At 48.1% G+C, this 21181-nt stretch carries 21 protein-coding genes, 1 pseudogene and 1 riboswitch; of the genes and pseudogenes, 20 read left to right on the top strand and 2 right to left on the bottom strand.

All coding sequences use genetic code 11. The annotated features are described in order from the left end of the window. The first annotated feature begins 124 nt into the window (after window positions 1–124). From M1E06_RS18080 to purD, 16 genes are all read left to right on the top strand, one after another. Window positions 125–880, top strand: coding sequence for a BAR domain-containing protein (locus M1E06_RS18080; RefSeq protein ID WP_020450430.1), 756 nt, complete (start codon window positions 125–127; stop codon window positions 878–880). A 108-nt stretch (window positions 881–988) separates the two neighbouring features. Beyond that, window positions 989–1177, top strand: a complete 189-nt coding sequence (locus tag M1E06_RS18075) for a hypothetical protein (protein WP_020450431.1) — start codon at window positions 989–991, stop codon at window positions 1175–1177. A 219-nt stretch (window positions 1178–1396) separates the two neighbouring features. Further along, window positions 1397–1918, top strand: coding sequence for a DUF2179 domain-containing protein (locus M1E06_RS18070; RefSeq protein ID WP_369878949.1), 522 nt, complete (start codon window positions 1397–1399; stop codon window positions 1916–1918). Beyond that, complete coding sequence (locus tag M1E06_RS18065) at window positions 1918–2115, top strand: NETI motif-containing protein (RefSeq protein ID WP_020450432.1); 198 nt, start codon at window positions 1918–1920, stop codon at window positions 2113–2115. The genes M1E06_RS18070 and M1E06_RS18065 overlap by 1 nt, the downstream gene beginning before the upstream one ends. Before the next feature lie 78 nt (window positions 2116–2193). After that, window positions 2194–2296, top strand: a riboswitch (purine riboswitch). Window positions 2297–2432: 136 nt separating this feature from the next. Then, the gene (purE, locus tag M1E06_RS18060) at window positions 2433–2921 is read left to right on the top strand and encodes a 5-(carboxyamino)imidazole ribonucleotide mutase (RefSeq protein WP_020450433.1); all 489 of its coding nucleotides are present in this window, start codon (window positions 2433–2435) and stop codon (window positions 2919–2921) included. Further along, window positions 2914–4056 (top strand): 5-(carboxyamino)imidazole ribonucleotide synthase, encoded by a 1143-nt coding sequence (purK, locus tag M1E06_RS18055; protein WP_025810313.1) that lies wholly within the window; start codon window positions 2914–2916, stop codon window positions 4054–4056. The genes purE and purK overlap by 8 nt, the downstream gene beginning before the upstream one ends. Further along, window positions 4053–5348 carry an adenylosuccinate lyase gene (gene purB / locus M1E06_RS18050; protein WP_020450435.1) on the top strand — a complete coding sequence of 432 codons (1296 nt, stop codon included), beginning with the start codon at window positions 4053–4055 and terminating at the stop codon, window positions 5346–5348. Before purK ends, purB begins: the two co-directional genes overlap by 4 nt. Before the next feature lie 74 nt (window positions 5349–5422). Then, window positions 5423–6139, top strand: coding sequence for a phosphoribosylaminoimidazolesuccinocarboxamide synthase (gene purC, locus M1E06_RS18045; RefSeq protein ID WP_035337053.1), 717 nt, complete (start codon window positions 5423–5425; stop codon window positions 6137–6139). A gap of 1 nt (window position 6140) precedes the next feature. Continuing rightward, window positions 6141–6395: a phosphoribosylformylglycinamidine synthase subunit PurS gene (purS, locus tag M1E06_RS18040; protein ID WP_003179532.1), complete on the top strand. Its 255-nt coding sequence runs from the start codon at window positions 6141–6143 to the stop codon at window positions 6393–6395. After that, window positions 6392–7075 carry a phosphoribosylformylglycinamidine synthase subunit PurQ gene (purQ, locus tag M1E06_RS18035; protein ID WP_035337050.1) on the top strand — a complete coding sequence of 228 codons (684 nt, stop codon included), beginning with the start codon at window positions 6392–6394 and terminating at the stop codon, window positions 7073–7075. The genes purS and purQ overlap by 4 nt, the downstream gene beginning before the upstream one ends. After that, a complete protein-coding gene (purL, locus tag M1E06_RS18030) occupies window positions 7059–9287 on the top strand; it encodes a phosphoribosylformylglycinamidine synthase subunit PurL (protein WP_020450438.1) in 2229 nt (742 codons plus the stop codon). Before purQ ends, purL begins: the two co-directional genes overlap by 17 nt. Further along, on the top strand, window positions 9263–10693 hold the full coding sequence (gene purF / locus M1E06_RS18025) for an amidophosphoribosyltransferase (RefSeq protein WP_023855588.1): 1431 nt from the start codon (window positions 9263–9265) through the stop codon (window positions 10691–10693). Before purL ends, purF begins: the two co-directional genes overlap by 25 nt. A gap of 124 nt (window positions 10694–10817) precedes the next feature. Beyond that, on the top strand, window positions 10818–11858 hold the full coding sequence (gene purM / locus M1E06_RS18020; protein ID WP_035337048.1) for a phosphoribosylformylglycinamidine cyclo-ligase: 1041 nt from the start codon (window positions 10818–10820) through the stop codon (window positions 11856–11858). Beyond that, a complete protein-coding gene (purN, locus tag M1E06_RS18015; protein ID WP_035337045.1) occupies window positions 11855–12442 on the top strand; it encodes a phosphoribosylglycinamide formyltransferase in 588 nt (195 codons plus the stop codon). The genes purM and purN overlap by 4 nt, the downstream gene beginning before the upstream one ends. Continuing rightward, window positions 12439–13977, top strand: coding sequence for a bifunctional phosphoribosylaminoimidazolecarboxamide formyltransferase/IMP cyclohydrolase (gene purH / locus M1E06_RS18010; protein WP_216904492.1), 1539 nt, complete (start codon window positions 12439–12441; stop codon window positions 13975–13977). The genes purN and purH overlap by 4 nt, the downstream gene beginning before the upstream one ends. Before the next feature lie 13 nt (window positions 13978–13990). Then, complete coding sequence (purD, locus tag M1E06_RS18005; RefSeq protein WP_035337040.1) at window positions 13991–15259, top strand: phosphoribosylamine--glycine ligase; 1269 nt, start codon at window positions 13991–13993, stop codon at window positions 15257–15259. 49 nt (window positions 15260–15308) lie between these two features. Here the strand turns inward: purD and M1E06_RS18000 are convergent, their stop codons facing one another. Continuing rightward, on the bottom strand, window positions 15309–15887 hold the full coding sequence (locus M1E06_RS18000) for a TetR/AcrR family transcriptional regulator (protein WP_035337038.1): 579 nt from the start codon (window positions 15885–15887) through the stop codon (window positions 15309–15311). Between the two features lie 137 nt (window positions 15888–16024). On the opposite strand from M1E06_RS18000, the gene M1E06_RS17995 reads away from it, so the two are divergent. From M1E06_RS17995 to M1E06_RS17985, 3 genes and pseudogenes are all read left to right on the top strand, one after another. After that, window positions 16025–17248: a cytochrome P450 gene (locus tag M1E06_RS17995; protein ID WP_035337035.1), complete on the top strand. Its 1224-nt coding sequence runs from the start codon at window positions 16025–16027 to the stop codon at window positions 17246–17248. 784 nt (window positions 17249–18032) lie between these two features. Further along, window positions 18033–18479, top strand: coding sequence for a DUF6376 family protein (locus M1E06_RS17990; RefSeq protein ID WP_050820904.1), 447 nt, complete (start codon window positions 18033–18035; stop codon window positions 18477–18479). 117 nt (window positions 18480–18596) lie between these two features. Continuing rightward, window positions 18597–18860 (top strand): annotated as a pseudogene (locus M1E06_RS17985) (transposase); the annotation flags it as partial. 201 nt (window positions 18861–19061) lie between these two features. Here M1E06_RS17985 and M1E06_RS17980 read toward each other — a convergent pair. After that, on the bottom strand, window positions 19062–19292 hold the full coding sequence (locus M1E06_RS17980) for a YgaP family membrane protein (protein WP_020450448.1): 231 nt from the start codon (window positions 19290–19292) through the stop codon (window positions 19062–19064). 125 nt (window positions 19293–19417) lie between these two features. On the opposite strand from M1E06_RS17980, the gene M1E06_RS17975 reads away from it, so the two are divergent. Continuing rightward, a complete protein-coding gene (locus M1E06_RS17975; protein ID WP_020450449.1) occupies window positions 19418–21157 on the top strand; it encodes an adenine deaminase C-terminal domain-containing protein in 1740 nt (579 codons plus the stop codon). The last annotated feature ends 24 nt before the right edge of the window (window positions 21158–21181 follow it).

The following is a 21181-nucleotide window of genomic DNA, read 5'->3' as shown; positions in this document are numbered from 1 at the left end:
TATATAAGGGCTGCCGCATCTATGATAAAAAGAGGTTTGTCTTGACTGTTTCACACAGCTTATGTAATTTATAAAAGTGCTTTTCATTTATGTAAAGCTTTTGAATAGAATAGGAGTTGCTTATATGATTGAAGAACATCACAAACGAAATGAAGATGATATAGAAGAACCTGCTTCGAGGATGTCGAGGAATTCCCGGAAAAAAGCGAAGAAAAGCAAGGAGACGAATCCGTCTGCGGCGAAAGTCAAATCGGTGATGGAGAGCGTGATTGCCGCTTTGTTCCGCTATTTCAGCTTTGTGCTCGATATTTTAAAATCCCCGGTGCGCAGCGCACTTGATTTTGACCGGTCTTATTTTAAGTATTCCGTTATTTCAATGACGCTTTTAGCCGTTTTCTTTTCGCTCGGCAACTTTTATCAGCTGCTTGCGGGCAGGGGGAGAATTCTCGGGTTCGGCGTGTCAGTGCCGTTCCTGGAAGTGTTTTTGGTTGTGTTTATCTATTGCATGGCTTTCATGTTTTGGATGGCAGCATCGAGCTGGGTTGTATCGAATTTTATGCTCAGGTATAAAGTTTCATTTTTCGATATCACGGCAAAGTACGGTTCTCTATTGGTTCCGTTTATCGTCCCCGCCGCTTTGTGGATGATATTCGCGATTATCAACTTCACGGCCGCGACGGTGATTCTCTCGATCGTCATCTTTATGGGATTGACATTCGGGACTTTTACGCTGATTCAATCGATTTATGAAAAAAGCGAAAAAGCGCGGTTTGACCTGATGTACTGTGTGTTTACCGTCTTTTTGCTTGAATTGGTATTCGTTGCGGCAACATGGAAGCTGGTAGGCGGATACTTGTTGTCGTCGCTTATTCCTGTTTAAGGAGATATTGCCGGTTCTTCTTGAAGAACCGGTTTTTTCTCCGCATTAATTCTGAGTTGACTCATAAGAATAATATATATTTTAACCAATAAGATGGGGGAGTGATCGATGGCTAACTTTCTTCGAAAAGCTGTAAAACAAAAAAAGGAGTATTTAATCAGGCAGCTTGCAAAATCAGGGCGGCTGGACAATTTGAAAGACCTCTCGTCATACACGCTGAGCGATTTGGAAAAGGAGCACCGCAAACTGAGCGAATCCGTTGGAGATCGTCAGCGGGATCATAAGCACCAGCTCTGAAAGACGTTCATTTGAACGTCTTTTTTAATTGTGTTTCAATGCTTTGAAACCGGCAGAAAAAGGGTAAACTGATGGGAGTGAGCAATGTCGAAAAATTTTGTGGTGAAGCAGGGCCATTACAGGATTGTGTATGGAGAATTTCTCTAGTAGAATATGATTGCTTTGCATCTAAAGGAGGGATTTCAATTGCTTCACTCAGCACTATTGAATGGTGTGATCATGGTTGGAATTATTCTGGTTATCAATATTATATACGTAACGTTTTTAACCCTTCGAATGATACTGACTCTTAAAGGCCAGCGGTATCTCGCCGCTTTTATCGGGACAATCGAAATGCTTGTCTACGTCGTCGGGCTGGGGCTCGTTCTAGATAATTTAAATCAAATCCAAAACGTGATTGCTTACGCGGTCGGATTTGGAATCGGAATCATCGTCGGCACGAAAATTGAAGAAAAGCTCGCTTTGGGCTATATTACCGTTAACGCCATTACGAAAGAGCTTGATTTGGATTTGCCGAAACAGCTCAGGGAAAAAGGCTACGGCGTCACCCACTGGGTCGTCGGCGGACTTGAGGGAGACAGAACGGCGATGCAGATTTTGACGCCGAGAAAATACGAACTGCAGCTGTACGAAACGATTAAATCAATCGATTCAAAAGCATTTATCATTTCCTATGAACCGAAGACGATACACGGCGGATTCTGGGTGAAAGCCGTAAAGAAAAGGAGAATTAAAGAATAATGACAAAGCCGAAAAAAAAGCGCTTTGAAGTAACGGAAGGCGAAACGATCGAATCCGTGTTGACGAAGATGCAGGAAGAAGGCTATACACCGGTGCGTCGAATGGAGGAGCCGGTCTTCAAAGAAACAAAGGAAAATGGAACGATTCAGGTTGTTCCGTGCGGAAGAAAAATTATATTCGAAGGTAAATTACTCTAAACCCGAACATTAGAACAACAAAATATACTATCGTTCGATAATGTCGTTGACATTATCACAGTCCGTTGTTAAGATAAACATGACATGAAAACACATCCTCATATAATCTTGGGAATATGGCCCATAAGTCTCTACCCGATGACCGTAAATCATCGGACTATGCAGGAAAGTGGACAATAAACTGACATGGAGATCGCGAGAAGCGGACTAACTGACGATACACGCGCCATGCCCGGTTTGTGTTGCTTCCTACAAATGCAATACATGCCGGGCTTTTTATATGCGAAGAATAACAGCTAAAGGTGGGACAAAAAGATATGCAGCCTCTTCTTGGTGTTATCATGGGAAGCACATCTGACTGGGAAACGATGAAACATGCCTGCGGCATCCTCGATGAACTGGGAATTCCGTACGAAAAAAAGGTCGTCTCCGCACATCGGACGCCTGATTTAATGTTCGAATATGCCGAAACGGCGCGGGAAAGAGGCTTGAAAGTCATCATTGCCGGAGCGGGCGGAGCCGCTCACCTGCCGGGAATGGTCGCAGCCAAAACGACGCTGCCCGTCATCGGTGTGCCGGTTCAGTCAAAAGCGCTGAACGGTCTCGATTCGTTGCTTTCAATCGTTCAAATGCCGGGCGGTGTACCCGTTGCGACCGTTGCCATCGGCAAAGCGGGAGCGGTCAACGCCGGACTGCTTGCGGCGCAGATTTTGTCAGCTTTTGACGAAAAGCTTGCCGGAAGATTGGATGAACGAAGGGAAAGCATCAGAAAAACCGTGTTGGAAAGCAGTGATCAGCTTGTATAAACAAACGATTTTTCCGGGAGCGACAATCGGCATTATCGGAGGCGGACAGCTTGGCAAAATGATGGCGGTCGCGGCCAAACAAATGGGCTATAAAATCGCTGTTGTTGACCCTGTCCCTTCATCACCGTGCGGACAGGTCGCAGACCTTGAAATTACGGCTGCTTATAATGATCGCGAAGCGATACGGAAGCTTGCCGAAGCGAGCGATGTGATTACTTATGAATTCGAAAACATCGATTATGATGCGCTGAACTGGCTGAAAGAGCACGCTTACCTTCCGCAAGGGAGCGAGCTGTTGCTCCTTACGCAAAACAGGGAAACCGAGAAAAAAGCGATTGAATCAGCGGGCTGCAAAGTCGCCCCGTACCGAATCATTCACGACCGGACGGAACTGGAAGCATCCGTAGCGGAGCTCGGTCTTCCGGCGGTGCTGAAAACTTGCCGCGGCGGGTATGACGGAAAAGGGCAGTACGTCCTGAAACAACAAGCACAAATCGGGGAAGCCGCAGCACTTTTACAGCACGGCACATGCATTTTGGAAAGCTGGGTTCCTTTCAAAATGGAATTGTCCGTGATCGTGACGAGATCGGTTCACGGAGAGACAACCGTTTTTCCGGCGGCAGAGAACATCCATAAACAAAATATTTTATTCCAGAGCATCGTCCCGGCACGGGCCGATAAAGCGGTTCAGGAACAAGCGGCAGCACTTGCCCTCAGGCTTGCCGAAAAGCTTCAGCTTGTCGGAACACTGGCCGTTGAGCTTTTCCTGAAAGAAGACGGCGAACTTCTCGTCAATGAGCTAGCGCCGCGGCCGCATAATTCCGGCCATTACACCCTTGATCTTTGCGAAACGAGCCAGTTTGAACAGCATATCCGTGCTGTCTGCGGACTGCCGCTCGGCAAAACGGACCTTCTGAAGGAAGGAATGATGGTAAACCTTCTCGGAGATGAAGTGTACATGGCTGAAGAAGATCCCGAACTATTAAAAGAAGCGAAGCTTTATATATACGGAAAGCATGAAGTCAAACCGGGCCGCAAAATGGGGCATATCACATTTTTAAGAACACCCGACAATGAATGGATCGGGAAGATGACAGAAAAGTGGATTGAAAGAGATGGAGGACGAAAACAATGATCGAACGTTATTCAAGACCGGAAATGGCTGCGATTTGGACGGATGAAAACAGATTCCAAGCATGGCTGGAGGTTGAAATACTGGCTTGTGAAGCTTGGGCTGAGCTCGGCGTCATTCCGAAAGAAGATGTGAAGGTTTTGCGGGAAAAAGCGTCATTTGACATCAACCGCATCTTTGAAATCGAGCAGGACACGCGCCACGATGTCGTCGCATTTACCCGCGCCGTATCGGAAACGCTTGGCGAAGAGAAAAAATGGGTGCACTACGGACTGACATCAACAGATGTGGTCGATACAGCTCTTTCCTATCTATTAAAACAGGCGAACGATATTTTGCTCAAGGACATTGAGAGATTTGTTGACATCTTGAAAGAAAAAGCAAAGGAACATAAATATACGGTCATGATGGGACGCACACACGGCGTGCATGCAGAACCGACGACATTTGGCTTGAAGCTCGCCCTTTGGTATGAAGAAATGAAGCGCAACCTGGAACGCTTCAAGCAGGCGAAAGAAGGCATCGAAGTCGGTAAAATTTCAGGCGCCGTCGGAACGTACGCGAACATCGATCCATTCGTCGAGCAGTACGTATGTGAGAAGCTCGGCTTAAAACCGGCGCCGATTTCAACACAGACGCTGCAACGAGACCGCCACGCCGATTATATGGCTGCACTGGCGCTAGTTGCGACAAGCATCGAGAAATTCGCCGTTGAGATCCGCGGCCTCCAAAAAAGCGAAACCCGCGAAGTCGAAGAATTTTTCGCAAAAGGCCAAAAAGGTTCTTCTGCCATGCCGCATAAACGCAATCCGATCGGTTCGGAAAACATGACGGGAATGGCGCGCGTCATCCGCGGCTACATGCTGACCGCCTATGAAAATGTACCGCTTTGGCATGAACGCGACATTTCGCATTCGTCAGCAGAGCGCATCATTCTGCCTGATGCGACGATCGCGCTGAACTACATGCTGAACCGCTTTGGCAACATTGTGAAAAACTTGACCGTGTTCCCTGAAAACATGAAGCGCAACATGGACCGTACACTCGGATTGATCTACTCTCAGCGCGTTCTACTCGCTCTCATTGATACCGGCATGGCGCGCGAAGAAGCGTATGACACCGTTCAGCCGAAAGCGATGGAAGCATGGGAGAAACAAGTGCCGTTCCGCCAGCTTGTCGAGGCTGAGGAAAAAATTACGTCCCGACTGTCTCCGGAACAAATTAACGACTGCTTTGATTACAATTACCACTTGAAAAACGTCGACTACATTTTTGAACGTTTAGGCTTAGCGTAGAATCGACCGCCCGCTTTAACAGGCGGGGGTCTAAAAGATGAAATATTTCCAACATTCGGGTTAGGAGGCCTTCTGTGAATATTGTGAAAAATGAACTTTTATATGAAGGAAAAGCGAAAAAGATATACCTGACGGATGATGACAACACGTTGTTTGTCGAATACAAAGACTCGGCGACGGCTTTTAACGGAGAAAAAAAAGCCGAGATTGATGGAAAAGGCCGTTTAAATAACGAAATTTCCAGCCTGATTTTCACAAGGCTTCACGAGAAGGGAATCAACAACCACTTTGTTGAACGAATTTCAGAAACGGAGCAGCTCATTAAAAAAGTGACGATCATCCCGCTTGAAGTCGTTGTCCGCAATGTCGTTGCGGGAAGCATGTCCAAACGGCTCGGCATTTCGGAAGGCACGGAGCTGGAGCAGCCGATTATCGAGTTTTACTACAAGGATGACGCGCTCGGCGATCCACTGATCACAGAAGACCATATCCGGATTTTAAACGCGGCTGAGCCTGAACAGGTGGAGAAAATCAAATCGATTACGAGACAGGTAAACGAAGAGCTGCAGACGATTTTCGCGGCTTGCGGTGTCAGATTGATAGATTTCAAGCTTGAATTCGGGCGCGATAAAGACGGCGAGGTCCTGCTGGCCGATGAGATTTCCCCGGATACGTGCCGGCTGTGGGATAAAGAAACGAATGAAAAGCTTGATAAAGATGTGTTCAGAAGAAACCTGGGCGGATTGACGGATGCATACGAAGAAATATTCAAAAGACTTGGAGGCATGTAATATGTACAAAGTGAAAGTGTATGTCAGCTTAAAAGAGAGTGTTTTAGATCCTCAGGGGAGCGCCGTTCAGCATGCTTTGCACAGCATGTCCTACAAAGAAGTTCAGGACGTCCGCATCGGCAAATACATGGAGCTCACCATCGAAAAATCGGACCGCGACCTTGACGTTCTCGTCAAAGAAATGTGCGAAAAACTTTTGGCCAACACGGTGATTGAAGATTACAGATACGAAGTCGAGGAGGTTGTCGCACAGTGAAATTTGCGGTGATTGTGCTGCCGGGCTCAAACTGCGATATCGATATGTTCCACGCGATCAAGGATGAGCTTGGCGAAGAAGCTGAATACGTCTGGCATACAGAAACAAGTCTTGATGAATATGACGGCATCCTCATTCCGGGGGGATTCTCGTATGGGGATTATTTAAGATGCGGCGCGATCGCCCGCTTCGCAAACATTATGCCGGCCGTCAAAAAAGCGGCTGAAGAAGGAAAGCCGGTGCTCGGCGTCTGCAACGGCTTTCAAATTTTGCAGGAGCTCGGTCTTTTGCCGGGCGCGATGAGACGCAACAAAGATTTGAAATTTATTTGCCGTCCGGTTGAACTTGTCGTCCAAAACAATGAAACGATTTTTACATCTTCCTACAGCAAAGGCGAATCCATCACGATTCCGGTCGCCCACGGCGAAGGAAACTTCTACTGTGATGAAGAAACGCTTGCCGGATTACAAGAAAACAACCAAATCGCTTTCACATACGGAACGGATATCAACGGAAGCGTCGCCGGCATTGCAGGCGTCGTCAATGAAAAAGGCAATGTATTAGGCATGATGCCTCACCCTGAACGCGCAGTCGATTCTCTGCTCGGAAGCGCCGACGGTCTTAAACTGTTTCAATCTATCGTGAAAAATTGGAGGGAAACTCATGTCGCTACTGCTTGAACCAAGTCAAGAACAAATTAAGGAAGAGAAGCTCTATCAGCAAATGGGTGTCAGCGATGACGAGTTTGCCATGATTGAATCGATTCTCGGAAGGCTTCCAAACTATACGGAAATCGGGATTTTTTCGGTCATGTGGTCAGAGCACTGCAGCTACAAAAATTCCAAGCCGATCCTGAAAAAGTTCCCGACAAAAGGCGAACGCGTCCTGCAAGGGCCGGGGGAAGGCGCAGGAATCGTCGATATCGGCGACAATCAGGCGGTTGTCTTCAAAATCGAATCGCATAACCATCCGTCAGCGATTGAGCCTTATCAGGGAGCTGCAACGGGTGTGGGCGGCATCATCCGCGACGTCTTTTCAATGGGCGCGCGTCCGATCGCTGTTTTGAACTCTCTCCGGTTTGGTGAACTCACTTCACCGCGTGTGAAGTACTTGTTTGAAGAAGTAGTCGCGGGCATTGCCGGATACGGAAACTGCATCGGCATTCCGACCGTAGGCGGTGAAGTTCAGTTTGACAGCTGCTATGAAGGCAATCCGCTTGTCAACGCGATGTGTGTCGGTTTGATCAACCATGAAGATATTAAAAAAGGGCAGGCGAAAGGCGTCGGCAATACGGTCATGTACGTCGGTGCGAAAACGGGGCGCGACGGCATCCACGGCGCCACGTTCGCCTCAGAGGAAATGTCTGACCAATCAGAAGAAAAACGCTCGGCTGTGCAAGTCGGCGATCCATTCATGGAAAAGCTGCTTCTTGAAGCGTGTCTGGAAGTCATCAAATCAGACGCCTTGGTCGGTATTCAGGACATGGGTGCGGCAGGACTGACAAGTTCAAGCGCGGAAATGGCATCCAAAGCCGGATCGGGCATCGAGATGAACCTTGACTTGATTCCGCAGCGCGAAACAGGGATGACGCCGTACGAAATGATGCTTTCCGAATCTCAGGAGCGCATGCTTTTAGTCATCGAACGCGGCCGCGAACAAGAGATCATCGATATTTTTGACAAGTATGATCTTGAAGCTGTGGCTGTCGGTCACGTGACAGACGACAAGATGCTGCGCCTTTTCCACAACGGGGAAATGGTTGCCGATCTTCCGGTTGATGCGCTTGCAGAGGAAGCGCCGGTTTACCATAAGCCGTCAAAAGTTCCGGCTTATTATAAAGAATTCCTTGAAACAGACGTCCCTGCACCAAAAGTCGAAGATGCGAAAGAAACGCTTCTCGAGCTGTTAAAGCAGCCGACTATTGCGAGCAAAGAATGGGTTTATGACCAATATGACTACATGGTCAGGACGAACACAGTTGTCGCACCGGGCTCTGATGCAGCCGTCCTGCGGATTCGCGGCACGAAAAAGGCGCTTGCCATGACAACGGACTGCAATGCCCGCTACTTGTACCTCGATCCGGAAAAAGGCGGGAAAATCGCTGTCGCTGAAGCGGCCCGCAATATCGTCTGCTCCGGAGCAGAACCGCTTGCCGTTACGGATAACCTCAACTTTGGGAATCCGGAAAAGCCGGAGATTTTCTGGCAGATCGAAAAAGCGGCAGACGGGATCAGCGAGGCGTGCAACGTGCTCAGCACACCGGTCATCGGTGGAAACGTCTCTCTTTACAACGAATCAAACGGAAGCGCGATCTACCCGACGCCTGTCATCGGAATGGTCGGACTGATCGAAGATACAGACCATATTACGACCCAGCACTTTAAAGCAGCGGGCGATTTGATTTATGTCATCGGCGAAACATTCCCTGAGTTCGCCGGAAGCGAGCTGCAAAAACTGTCCGAAGGAAAGATTTACGGCAAAGCGCCTGCCATCGACTTGGAAGTCGAACAAGCGCGTCAAAAAGCGCTTCTGAAAGCGATCCGCACAGGGCTCGTGCAGTCCGCGCATGACGTCTCAGAAGGCGGCATCGGCGTGGCGCTGGCGGAAAGCGTCATATCTTCTCAAGGACTCGGCGCCAATGTAACGCTTGCAGGCGAATCTGCATTGTTATTCAGCGAAACACAATCACGGTTTATCGTCTCTGTGAAAAAAGAGCATCAAGAAGCGTTCGAAAAGCTTGTCAAAGACGCCGAGCTCATCGGCGAAGTAACGTCAGACAGCGCGCTGTCTGTTCAAAGCCAGGAAGGACAACAATGGATTCATGCGCAGATAGAAGAGCTCGAAAGCGCATGGAAAGGAGCTATCCCATGCTTGCTGAAATCAAAGGCTTAAATGAAGAATGCGGCGTATTTGGGATTTGGGGGCATGAAGAAGCACCGCAAATTACGTACTACGGCCTTCACAGCCTTCAGCACAGAGGCCAGGAGGGTGCCGGCATCGTGGCGACAGACGGCGAAAAAATGTCCGCCCACAAAGGCCAGGGGCTGATTACTGAAGTTTTTCAAAACGGCGAGCTCAAAAAGGTGACAGGAAAAGGAGCGATCGGCCATGTCCGCTATGCAACGGCGGGCGGCGGCGGCTTCGAAAACGTCCAGCCGTTCCTTTTCCATTCGCAAAATAACGGCAGCCTTGCGCTTGCGCACAACGGAAACTTAGTAAACGCCACTCAGCTGAAACAGCAGCTTGAAAACCAGGGCAGCATTTTTCAAACGTCTTCTGATACGGAAGTGCTCGCCCATTTAATTAAAAGAAGCGGCCACTTCGAGCTGAAAGATCAGATCAAAAACGCTCTTTCCATGCTGAAAGGCGCTTATGCTTTCCTGATCATGACGGAAAAGGAAATGATCGTGGCGCTTGATCCGAACGGACTCAGACCGCTATCTGTCGCAATGCTCGGCGACGCGTATGTCGTCGCTTCTGAAACGTGCGCGTTTGATGTGGTCGGCGCGACATATTTGCGAGATGTAGAACCGGGCGAGATGCTGATCATCAATGATGAAGGCATGAAGTCTGAGCGGTTCTCCATCAACATCAACCGTTCGATCTGCAGCATGGAGTACATTTATTTCTCAAGGCCTGACAGTAATATTAACGGCATTAATGTCCACAGCGCGAGAAAAAATCTCGGTAAAAAGCTTGCTGAAGAATCAGGCATTGAAGCAGATGTGGTGACAGGGGTTCCGGATTCAAGCATTTCAGCGGCCATCGGCTATGCCGAAGCGACGGGAATTCCTTACGAACTCGGACTGATTAAAAACCGCTATGTCGGTAGAACGTTCATTCAGCCGTCACAGTCGCTCAGGGAGCAGGGCGTGAGAATGAAGCTGTCAGCCGTCCGCGGGGTCGTTGAAGGCAAGCGCGTCGTCATGGTGGACGATTCCATCGTGAGAGGCACGACAAGCCGCAGAATTGTGACGATGCTGCGCGAAGCCGGAGCGACGGAAGTGCACGTCAGAATCAGTTCCCCGCCTATTGCCCATCCGTGCTTTTACGGAATTGACACATCAACGCATGAAGAACTGATCGCGTCCTCCCATTCAGTGGAAGAAATCCGTCAGGAAATCGGCGCCGATACATTGTCATTCTTGAGCATTGAAGGACTCCTTTCCGGGATCGGAAGACAGTATGAAGACGAAAACTGCGGGCAGTGCATGGCCTGCTTTACAGGAAAATACCCGACCGAGATTTATCAGGATACGGTTCTTCCTCACGTGAAAGAAGCCGTTTTGACAAAATAAACCGGCCGGCGCTCTTGAAGCGCCGCGTCTCCTGAAATGAATAAAGGGCAGCAGAAGCGATGCGGCTGCTCTTTTGATTTTGAATATTACGAATGGACAAGCGCGGAATAAGGAGTGGATTGTGTTGTCTGAAAGCTATAAAAACGCCGGGGTTGATATTGAAGCCGGATATGAAGCCGTAAAACGAATGAAAAAACATGTGGAAAGAACGAAGCGAATCGGCGCAATGGGCGGTCTTGGCGGATTTGGCGGCATGTTTGACCTGTCAGAACTGCCGTACAAACAGCCGGTTCTGATTTCGGGAACGGACGGTGTCGGCACAAAGCTGAAGCTCGCTTTTGCGATGGACAAGCATGACACGATCGGCATCGATGCCGTCGCTATGTGTGTCAACGATGTGCTCGCTCAAGGAGCGGAGCCGCTGTTCTTCCTTGATTACCTTGCGGTCGGAAAAGCCGACCCCGTCAAAATTGAAGAAATTGTAAAAGGCGTCGCAGAAGGCTGTGTACAGTCAGGATCAGCGCTAGTCGGCGGAGAAACGGCGGAAATGCCGGGTCTTTATACAGAGGATGAATACGATATTGCCGGGTTCTCGGTCGGAGCCGCTGAAAAAGATGGCATCGTCACGGGCGAAAACATCAGCGAAGGGCACCTTTTAATCGGACTTTCTTCAAGCGGACTTCACAGCAACGGCTTCTCTCTCGTTCGTAAAGTTCTTCTTGAAGATGCCGGTCTGAACCTTGATGAGACGTATACACCTTTTGAACGGCCTCTTGGCGAAGAGCTTTTAGAGCCGACGAAAATTTATGTCAAGCCTGTCCTTGAAGCGGTGAAATCAGGTAAAATCGCAGGCATGGCGCACGTGACCGGCGGCGGTTTTATTGAAAACCTGCCGCGCATGATGCCTGATGGTCTCGGTGTTGAAATCGACATCGGCTCCTGGCCCGTCCCTCCTGTCTTTCCGTTCATTCAGGAGAAAGGCGGCCTGAAGTCCGAGGAAATGTTCAATGTTTTCAATATGGGAATCGGGTTTGTCCTTGCGGTGAAAGAAGAGGATATGACAGACGTGATTCAAACGCTCGAAAACAACGGTGAAAAAGCCTATCTCATCGGCAGAGTGAAAGCCGGAAGCGGCGTTGAGTTTGGCGGTGCCGGTCTTTCATGAGAAAATTCGCGGTATTTGCATCAGGAAGCGGAACGAACTTTGAAGCGATCGCAAGAAGAATGAGAGAAGAGAACTGGGATGCCAAAATCGTTCTTGTCGTCTGTGACAAGCCCGATGCGAAAGTGCTTGAAAGAGCTGAAAAAGCCGGAATTCCATCGTTCGCATTCCAGCCGAAATCGTTCGAAAATAAAGCAGCTTTTGAACAAGTGATCGTTGAACAGCTCCGCCTCCACGGAGCAGAATGGATTGTCCTGGCGGGGTACATGAGACTGATCGGCGATACGCTTCTGTCGGCTTACCGGAATAAAATCATCAACATCCATCCGTCGCTCCTGCCGGCGTTTCCCGGCATCGACGCGATCGGACAGGCGTACAGAGCGGGTGTGAAAGTGGCGGGCATCACGGTTCACTATGTTGACGAAGGCATGGACACCGGTCCGATTATCGCCCAGCGCGCCGTCGAGCTTGAAAAAAGCGAAACACTCGCATCTCTTGAAGAAAAGATACACAAATTGGAGCATGAGCTTTATCCCGAAGTAATCAAAGAGCTTCTTGAACTAAATGGCAGAGGTGAAAAGGAATGACGATCAAACGCGCATTAATCAGCGTATCAGATAAAACGAACATTGTCCCTTTTGTAAAAGAATTGACAGAGCTTGGCGTAGAAGTGATTTCAACAGGCGGCACAAGCAAACTTCTTCAGGAAAACGGCGTTGACGTCATCGGCATTTCTGAAGTGACGGGCTTTCCCGAAATCATGGACGGCCGTCTGAAAACCCTTCATCCGAATATTCACGGCGGGCTTCTTGCCGTCCGCGGCAACGAAAAACACATGGCGCAGCTCAATGAACAGGGAATTCAGCCGATCGACCTTGTCGTTGTTAATTTATATCCGTTTAAAGAAACGGTTTCTAAAGAAGACGTCACATTCGAAGAAGCGATTGAGAATATCGACATCGGCGGTCCAGGCATGCTTCGCGCAGCAGCGAAAAACCACCAGGACGTGGCGGTCATCGTCGATCCCCGCGACTACACCCCTGTACTGAACGACTTGAAAGAAAACGGCAGCGTCTCTCTTGAGAAAAAACGCGAGTTGGCAGCGAAGGTGTTCCGCCACACGGCAGCGTATGACGCGTTGATCGCTGACTATTTAACAAAGGTAACCGGCGAAAAAGAGCCTGAACAGTTCACCGTCACCTTTGAGAAAAAGCAATCGCTCCGCTACGGCGAAAATCCGCATCAGGAAGCAGTCTTTTATCAAAGTGCGCTCCCTGTCAAAGGGTCAATTGCTTCAGCTGAACAGCTGCACGGAAAAGAGCTTTCTTACAACAATATCAAAGACGCGGATGCAGCACTTCAAATCGTCCGCGAGTTCACGGAGCCGGCTGCGGTTGCCGTCAAGCATATGAACCCTTGCGGCGTCGGGACGGGCAACACGATCGAAGAGGCGTTTAACAAAGCATACGCCGCTGACGAAACGTCAATTTTCGGCGGCATCATCGCTTTGAACCGGGAAGTGGATAAAGCGACGGCTGAAACGCTTCACAACATCTTTTTGGAAATCATCATCGCGCCAGCATTCAGCCAAGAAGCGCTTGATATTTTAACATCCAAGAAAAACCTTCGCCTCTTGACCCTTGATGTCAATCAGCCTGTGAAAAACGAAAAGCAGCTGACATCTGTTCAAGGCGGGCTTTTGATTCAGGATCTGGATATGCACGGTTTTGACGACGCCGACATCACAATTCCGACGAAAAGAGAGCCGACCGAACAGGAATGGGCTGACTTGAAGCTCGCTTGGAAAGTTGTGAAGCATGTCAAATCGAATGCGATTGTCCTGGCAAAAGACGATATGACGATCGGCGTCGGCGCTGGACAAATGAACCGAGTCGGCTCCGCGAAAATCGCAATTGAGCAAGCCGGCGGGAAAGCGAAAGGAAGCGCGCTCGGATCAGATGCGTTCTTCCCGATGCCTGATACGGTCGAAGAAGCGGCTAAAGCCGGTGTGACGGCGATCATTCAGCCGGGCGGATCGGTTCGTGATGAAGATTCGATTCAAAAAGCGGATGAATACGGGATCGCGATGGTGTTCACCGGAATCCGCCATTTCAAACATTAAGGGAGTGACCAGCGTGAACGTATTGATTATCGGCAGAGGCGGCAGGGAGCACACGCTCGCCTGGAAAGCGGCGCAAAGCCCTCTTGTCGGCACTGTATATGCGGCGCCCGGCAATGACGGAATGGCCGGGACCGCCGTACTCGTTGATCTTGACGAAGGCAATCACGAAGGGCTTCTCGCTTTCGCAAAAGAAAACAATATCGGACTGACGATTGTCGGTCCTGAGGTCCCTCTAATCGAAGGGCTTGTGGATGCATTTGAAGAAGCGGGCCTTCCGGTGTTCGGTCCGTCGAAAAAAGCAGCGGTGATTGAAGGAAGCAAGCAGTTTGCCAAAGATCTGATGAAAAAATATCAAATACCGACAGCAGAATACGAAACGTTTACATCTTTTGAAAAAGCAAAGGCGTATGTTGAGGAAAAAGGCGCGCCGATCGTCATCAAAGCTGACGGGCTTGCCGCTGGAAAAGGCGTCACAGTCGCGATGACAGCCGAAGATGCGGTTCAGTGTCTGCATGACTTTTTAGAAGATGAAAAGTTCGGCGATGCAAGCGCCTCTGTCGTTATCGAGGAATTTTTGAGCGGTGAAGAATTTTCGCTGATGGCTTTTGTCAAAGGTGAAAAAGTGTATCCGATGGTGATCGCGCAAGATCACAAGCGGGCATTTGACGGAGACAAAGGCCCGAATACAGGGGGAATGGGCGCATATTCCCCGGTGCCGCAGATTTCGGATGCGGTCGTTGAAGACGCCGTTAAAACGATTTTGGAGCCGGCGGCCGAAGCGATGGTTAAAGAAGGCCGTTCGTTTACGGGAGTCTTGTATGCTGGCTTAATGCTAACCGAAAAAGGAACAAAAGTGATCGAATTCAACGCGAGATTCGGAGATCCGGAAACCCAGGTCGTACTGCCGCGTCTTGAATCAGACCTTGTACAAGTCTTGCTTGACCTCCTCGCCGACAAAGAAGTGGAGCTGAAGTGGAAGGATACGGCGGCAGTCACCGTTGTTCTAGCATCTGACGGCTATCCGGAAAGCTATGAAAAAGGCACGCCGATCAGCACGCTTGAGCCTGATATGGAACAGACCGTCGTCTTTCACGCAGGCACGAAAAAAAGCGGCGGTCAGTTTGTGACAAACGGCGGCCGCGTCGCCAATGTCACGGCGTTTGCCGAGACGTTTGAAGCGGCCAGGGAAGCAGCCTATCAAGCGGTGGAACGAGTAAGAAAACCGGGGCTGTTTTACCGGACGGATATCGGCGCGCGTGCGCTCAAGGCAGCGCAGAAATAACCGGTGAAGAGACAGAGCGGGAGCACCCGTTTTGTCTCTTTTTTTGCCGTCAATTTTTTTGGATCATTTTGATCAACGATTCAGCCATCAATTCGGGCGGATAAGGCATGCCATTTTCAAGCCACCATGCGGCTGTGCCCGCAAAGGCGGAAATCACAAATCGCCGCTGGATATCAAGAGGCACTGAGCGATTAGTATCGGAAGCTGCCGTTTTTTTGATTCCCGTCAAAAAGCTGTCATTCCAAAAGTCATTGAGCAGCTCCTTAATGTTCAGCTCATATCTTCTGTTGATGATAATCGCAAAATCATCGCAGTTCTGTTGTAAATGCTGATAAAAGCGCAGCACATACCAGTACGCTTCAGGCTTTTCCCCGCTGCAATCTATATCAAGCGGCGAAAAAATATCCTCTTTCATCGCTTCAAACATGTCTCTCATATTTTGATGAAGCAAATCGTATTTATCTTGATAATGCTGATAAAATGTCGTTCGATTCAAGTTTGCCCGTTGCGTAATATCCTGTACAGAGATTTTTCCCCATTCTTTTTCAGCCAGCAGTTCAAACAAGGCTTTTTTTAAATTTGTTTTCGATTTTGTAATCCGCTTGTCCCCGCGATAGCTGTCAGCCACTTCAGCCGCCTCCTCAAACACTTTTTCGACACTTCTTTTCCACTTGTTGGTTGAATGATCCGGTGGGTTCTTTTAATTTTAAACTAACATATTGAACTTCATGAATCAGCTGACAAGAACCGAAGGAGTGAAAGCGAATGAGTCAAACAAAACAGCAGAACCCTATTCAGAAAGCGCTGCTTAACGGAAAGAACAGACAAGACCCGTATGATCCGTTTCCATGGTATGAAAAAATGCGCACCGAATCACCGATTCACTATGATGAAGACAGCAAGGTGTGGAGTGTGTTCCGTTATGACGATGTCAAAAGAGTGATCAGCGACAAAGACTTTTTTTCAAATCAGTTCCATCAGCTTGGAACCGGCAATACGTTTGCGAAAACGTTGATCAGCATGGATCCGCCGAAACACACGAGAATCAGATCGATCGTCAACAAGGCTTTTACTCCGCGTGTCATGAATGAGTGGGAGCCGCGCATTCGCGAACTGACGAATGAACTGCTCGTTCAAATCCGCGGCAGGGAAGAGATCGACCTTGTACAGAATTTTTCATATCCGTTGCCCGTCATCGTCATTTCGGAATTGCTCGGCGTTCCTTCAATGTATAAGCACCATTTCAAAGAATGGTCCGACGTGTTGGTCAGCCTGCCGAAGAGCGACCGGCAAGAAGATGTGAACGAGTGGAAAAATATCAGGGATCAAGGCGAAGAAGAGCTGACCGCGTTTTTTGAAAAGATGATCGAAGAGAAAAGACAAAACCTCGGCAATGACTTGATTTCGCTCTTGATCAAAGCCGAACAAGAAGGGGACAAGCTTTCTCCTGATGAATTGGTTCCGTTTTGCAACCTGCTCTTGATGGCGGGGAATGAAACGACGACCAATTTGATTTCAAATGCGGTCTACAGCATTCTCGAAACACCGGGTGCGTATGACGAGCTCGCCAGGCATCCTGAACTGATTCCGCAGGCCGTCGAGGAAGCCGTCCGTTTCCGGGCGCCCGCGCCGATGATCGTGCGCTTCGTTAAACAGGATACCGAGATCAGAGGAGTAAGTTTGAAAAAAGGAGAAGGCGTCGTCGCTTTTCTTGCTTCTGCCAACCGTGATGAAGCGAAATTTGAGAGGGCGCACGAATTTGATATTCACCGTCATCCGAACCCGCATATCGGATTTGGCCACGGCATCCATTTCTGCTTAGGCGCTCCGCTCGCGAGGCTGGAAGCAACGATTGCCCTTGAGGGGCTTCTGAAGCAGTATTCCTCGATGGAAAAGCTTGCGATCGCGCCGATGGCGGACAGCAGCATGTACGGCTTGAAACAATTCCGTCTGCGGGTGAAGTCAGCGGGGAAAACGGCGCCATACTAATTTTAAAAGCGCCTGAAGTGGTGCTTTTTTGTTGTTGGTGGAAAAATCGCCTAACCTTTAGTACCATTTTATTAAGACAGTGATAGGGAAGGAGAAAGCATATGAGTCATGTAACCTGCAAAAGGTGTAAAAAACAAATATCAAAAGACGAGACATTTTATTACATAGACAAGCCCGTCGGATTATCAGGAATCACCCATGTCAAAAGGTTTCTGGAGAGCAACGGCTTGATTTTATGTGAAGATTGTATAAGAGAGCATTTGCAAAAATGACCTCATTCAATATCAAAAAAGCCCCTATAAAAGATGACGAAATCCTAAAACTTTAAACCGTTTTAGGATTTCGTCAACAATCTGCCACTTTCATTCCCAAGAAGGTGTTTTTTACGGACAGGGCATTTCTTTCATAAGCCGGCCAGCAGGAATTTGACTGGATAAGCCTTGTGCCTTAAAATGAAAGTAATAAAAATGAATACTCCAAAGGGGAGTAGCTGTCACAGTAAAGTCGTCATTACGGGATGTCCTAGATCCTCGGCTTTGCTGGCAATCTAATTGTTAGCGAGACCTTTGCCAAATCTGATTTGGTGAAGGTCTTTTTGTTTATCCACTTCACCAAATCGGTGGAGTTTTTTCATTTTTATCAAAAGGGAAAGGAGACTGACCGTGTCTAAGCTCGGGAAATGGCTGAAGCGTGAATTGGTGAAGAAAGGTCTGCCTTTGGCGAAAGAAAAATTAATTCCGATTTTGAAAGAAAAAATGAAAAAGAAACGATAAGGAGGCAAACAATGAAAAGAATTCTTATAGTTCTTGCCGGAATGGGCCTTTTAGGTGCAGGCGGATGCGGAATGCTTGATCAGGTGAATGACGGATTGAACTATACAAATGAAGCGGCCGGATATATCCAAGAAGTGAAGACATTTGCGGAGGAGGCGCCTTCCTTGGCTGAACAGGCTGTAAACGACACGGGTGCAAAAGAAAAGCTGGAAACTCAGCTTGAGTCTATCCAGCAGGCTGCAGCCGATTTTAATGAATTAACCCCTCCCCATGCCGCAGCCGAGATTCATAACACCATCGAGAAGCATAATGAAACACTGCAAAAAAGCGCTGAGGATGTTTTGAAAAGTGTTGAGGAAGGAAAATTAACAGTCGAGAAGCTGGAGCAGTCAGAATTGGTGCAAAGCGCTCAGCAGATCAGCGATGTGATGGGCCAGATTGAAAAATTGACCGAATAGAAAAAAGCATCCCGGTTTAGGATGTTTCAGCTTGTCGACAAAGTCATAAAAAGTGGCTTCATCGACAAGCTTTTTTTAAAAAAATGTGAGTGGAATCTAGATTTTGGAGGTTTTACTATGTTGTCCAAGCACTCAAAAGATCAGCGTGAACAGCTTGAAGTCGTTGCCTTAAGTGAACTTGTCCTTGAAGATGATCTGGTCAGGAAGATGGAAGAAGCCATGGATTTTTCATTTATTTATGAAAAAGTTGCCCCTCTTTATTCTTCAAAAGGACGTCCAAGCATTGATCCCGTTGTATTGATCAAAATGGTTCTGATTCAATACGTGTTTGGGCATCGCTCCATGCGCGAAACCATCGAACGGGTTTTTTGCGGCATGGCCTGCGCTGGACAACCCTGTGGGGAAAGAAAAAATTGTCCATGCAGGCGATGCTTGTTTTCGCTGACATGAATGGACATGGAAAGGCCCTAACCGCCGTCCTTTTCATCGAAAAAACAAAATAAACTGGACAAAAAATAGGTAGGACCTTAGAAATCCGACCTATTTTGTCAACGGTCTGAAATCACCTATAAAAGGTGCTTTTTACGATTGTTCGCCAGCTTCTCCCTGCTGCTTCATATAAGTTTGGCAGACATATGTCATGGGACAAAATCGCAAGATGCCGGAAGCGGCCTTCATCGCCCCCATAAACATGCAGAAAAGCGTCATTCTGCACCACGGTTTTCTCGTAAACTTTGCCGCTGCCGCCGACAGGATCGTCAGTCCGCAGGCAATGCGAAAAACGGCGTCAAACAGTCCGATGTTTTGCTTCATGCTTCATTCCTCCTATTTAAATAATTAAATAAAGTGTTTTTTCGAAAAATTGTAACGGATTGGTAATGCGTGACGATAGTAAATGTGTTAACATAGGATCATTACATGTAAAGGAGAGTATGTGAATGTCCGAACGCACCTTAATTTGGAAAAACAAACACATCAGATCGCAAGTTGATGTTGTAAGTTCAAGGCTGCAGCCAACGCTCCTTTTACGAAATGCCTCTGTACTGAACCCGTATGTAAAGCAATGGATTCTGGCAAACGTATGGATTCATCATGACAGAATCGTTTACGTCGGCCGTGACTTGCCGAAGACGGCTGTTAAAACTACAATAGATTGTGAAGGAAAATACATTGTACCCGGGTATATTGAGCCGCATGTCCATCCTTTTCAAATTTATAATCCCCAAACTTTGGCTGAATATGTGTCACAGTTTGGAACGACGACATTCGTAAATGACAACTTGTTTCTGCTTTTGCATTGCGGAAAAAAGAAAGCGTTTTCTATATTGGAAGAACTGAAAAAACAGCCTGTCCACTACTATTGGTGGTCAAGGTATGACTTGCAGACTGAAGTGTTGAATGAAGATCAAATTTTATCGATCGATTACCGAAAACGTTGGGGAGAACACCCGGACGTCATCCAGGGAGGAGAAATGACAGGCTGGCCGCGCCTCTTGGACGGCGATGATCTGCTCCTTCATTGCATGCAGTGCACGAAAAGAAGGAGAAAGCGGATCGAGGGCCATTTTCCGGGGGCATCGGAAAAAACGCTCACGAAGATGAAGCTTTTCGGCGCTGATGCAGATCATGAAGCCATGACTGGAAAGGAAGTGCTGAAGCGGCTTGAACTTGGATACCACGTCGGCTTGAGGCAGTCTTCCATCCGTCCTGATTTGCGAAAGATTTTGCGCGAGCTGCACGAAGACGGCTTTCACCATTATGACCATATGTTTTATACAACGGACGGTGCAACGCCGAACTTTTATAAAGAAGGCATGACAAACAAGCTGATTGAAATTGCCATCGAAGAGGGCGTGCCGCTGATCGATGCCTATAATATGGCTTCGTTTAATATCGCTAAGTATTATCATATGGAGGATATCCTCGGTGTGGTGGCACCGGGCAGATACGCAACGCTCAACATTTTGAATAGCCCTGATGAACCGAATCCGGAGACAGTTTTGGCAAAAGGGCGGCTGATCAAATCAGGCGGCGTAAATATGAATGCGTTTTCAGTTCCGGATTGGCAAAAAGGGGGTCTTGTCCCTCTGAACCTTTCATATGATCTAACGATGGATGACTTGCAGTTTTCCATGCCGCTCGGCTTAAAAATGAGGAATTCCGTGATTATGGAGCCTTATACGATTGAGATTGACAACTCTGTCAACCAGCTTTCTTTTGACCATGATGAAAGCTATCTCTCGCTGTTCGACAAATACGGAAAATGGCGTGTCAATACGATGCTGAAGGGCTTTGCAACCCGCGTCCAAGGGTTCGTCAGCTCCTATTCGACAACGGGAGATATTATCGCGGTCGGCAAAAACAAGGAAGACATGCTTTTGGCCTTCAAGCGGATGAAAGAAATCGGGGGAGGTATCGTATTAGCGGAAAACGGAAAAATCCTGCACGAAATTCCTCTTCATTTAAGCGGCGGCGCATCAAATGAGATGTATGAAAAGGTGCTTGAAAGGGAAAAGACGTTAAAAGAGCTTTTGTTTGAAAGAGGCTATACGTTTGACGACCCGATCTACACCCTGCTCTTTTTGCAAAGCACTCATCTGCCTTATATCAGGGTGACGCCGAAAGGGATCTTTGATGTGATGAAAAAAACTGTACTCTTTCCATCGATAATGCGTTAAAATATAAAAGAGCGGGAGCTAATC

It is taken from the genome of Bacillus sp. AK124 (assembly GCF_053903085.1).
Note: the sequence above shows the minus strand (reverse complement) of the source record. Positions and strands in the feature narration are given on the sequence as shown.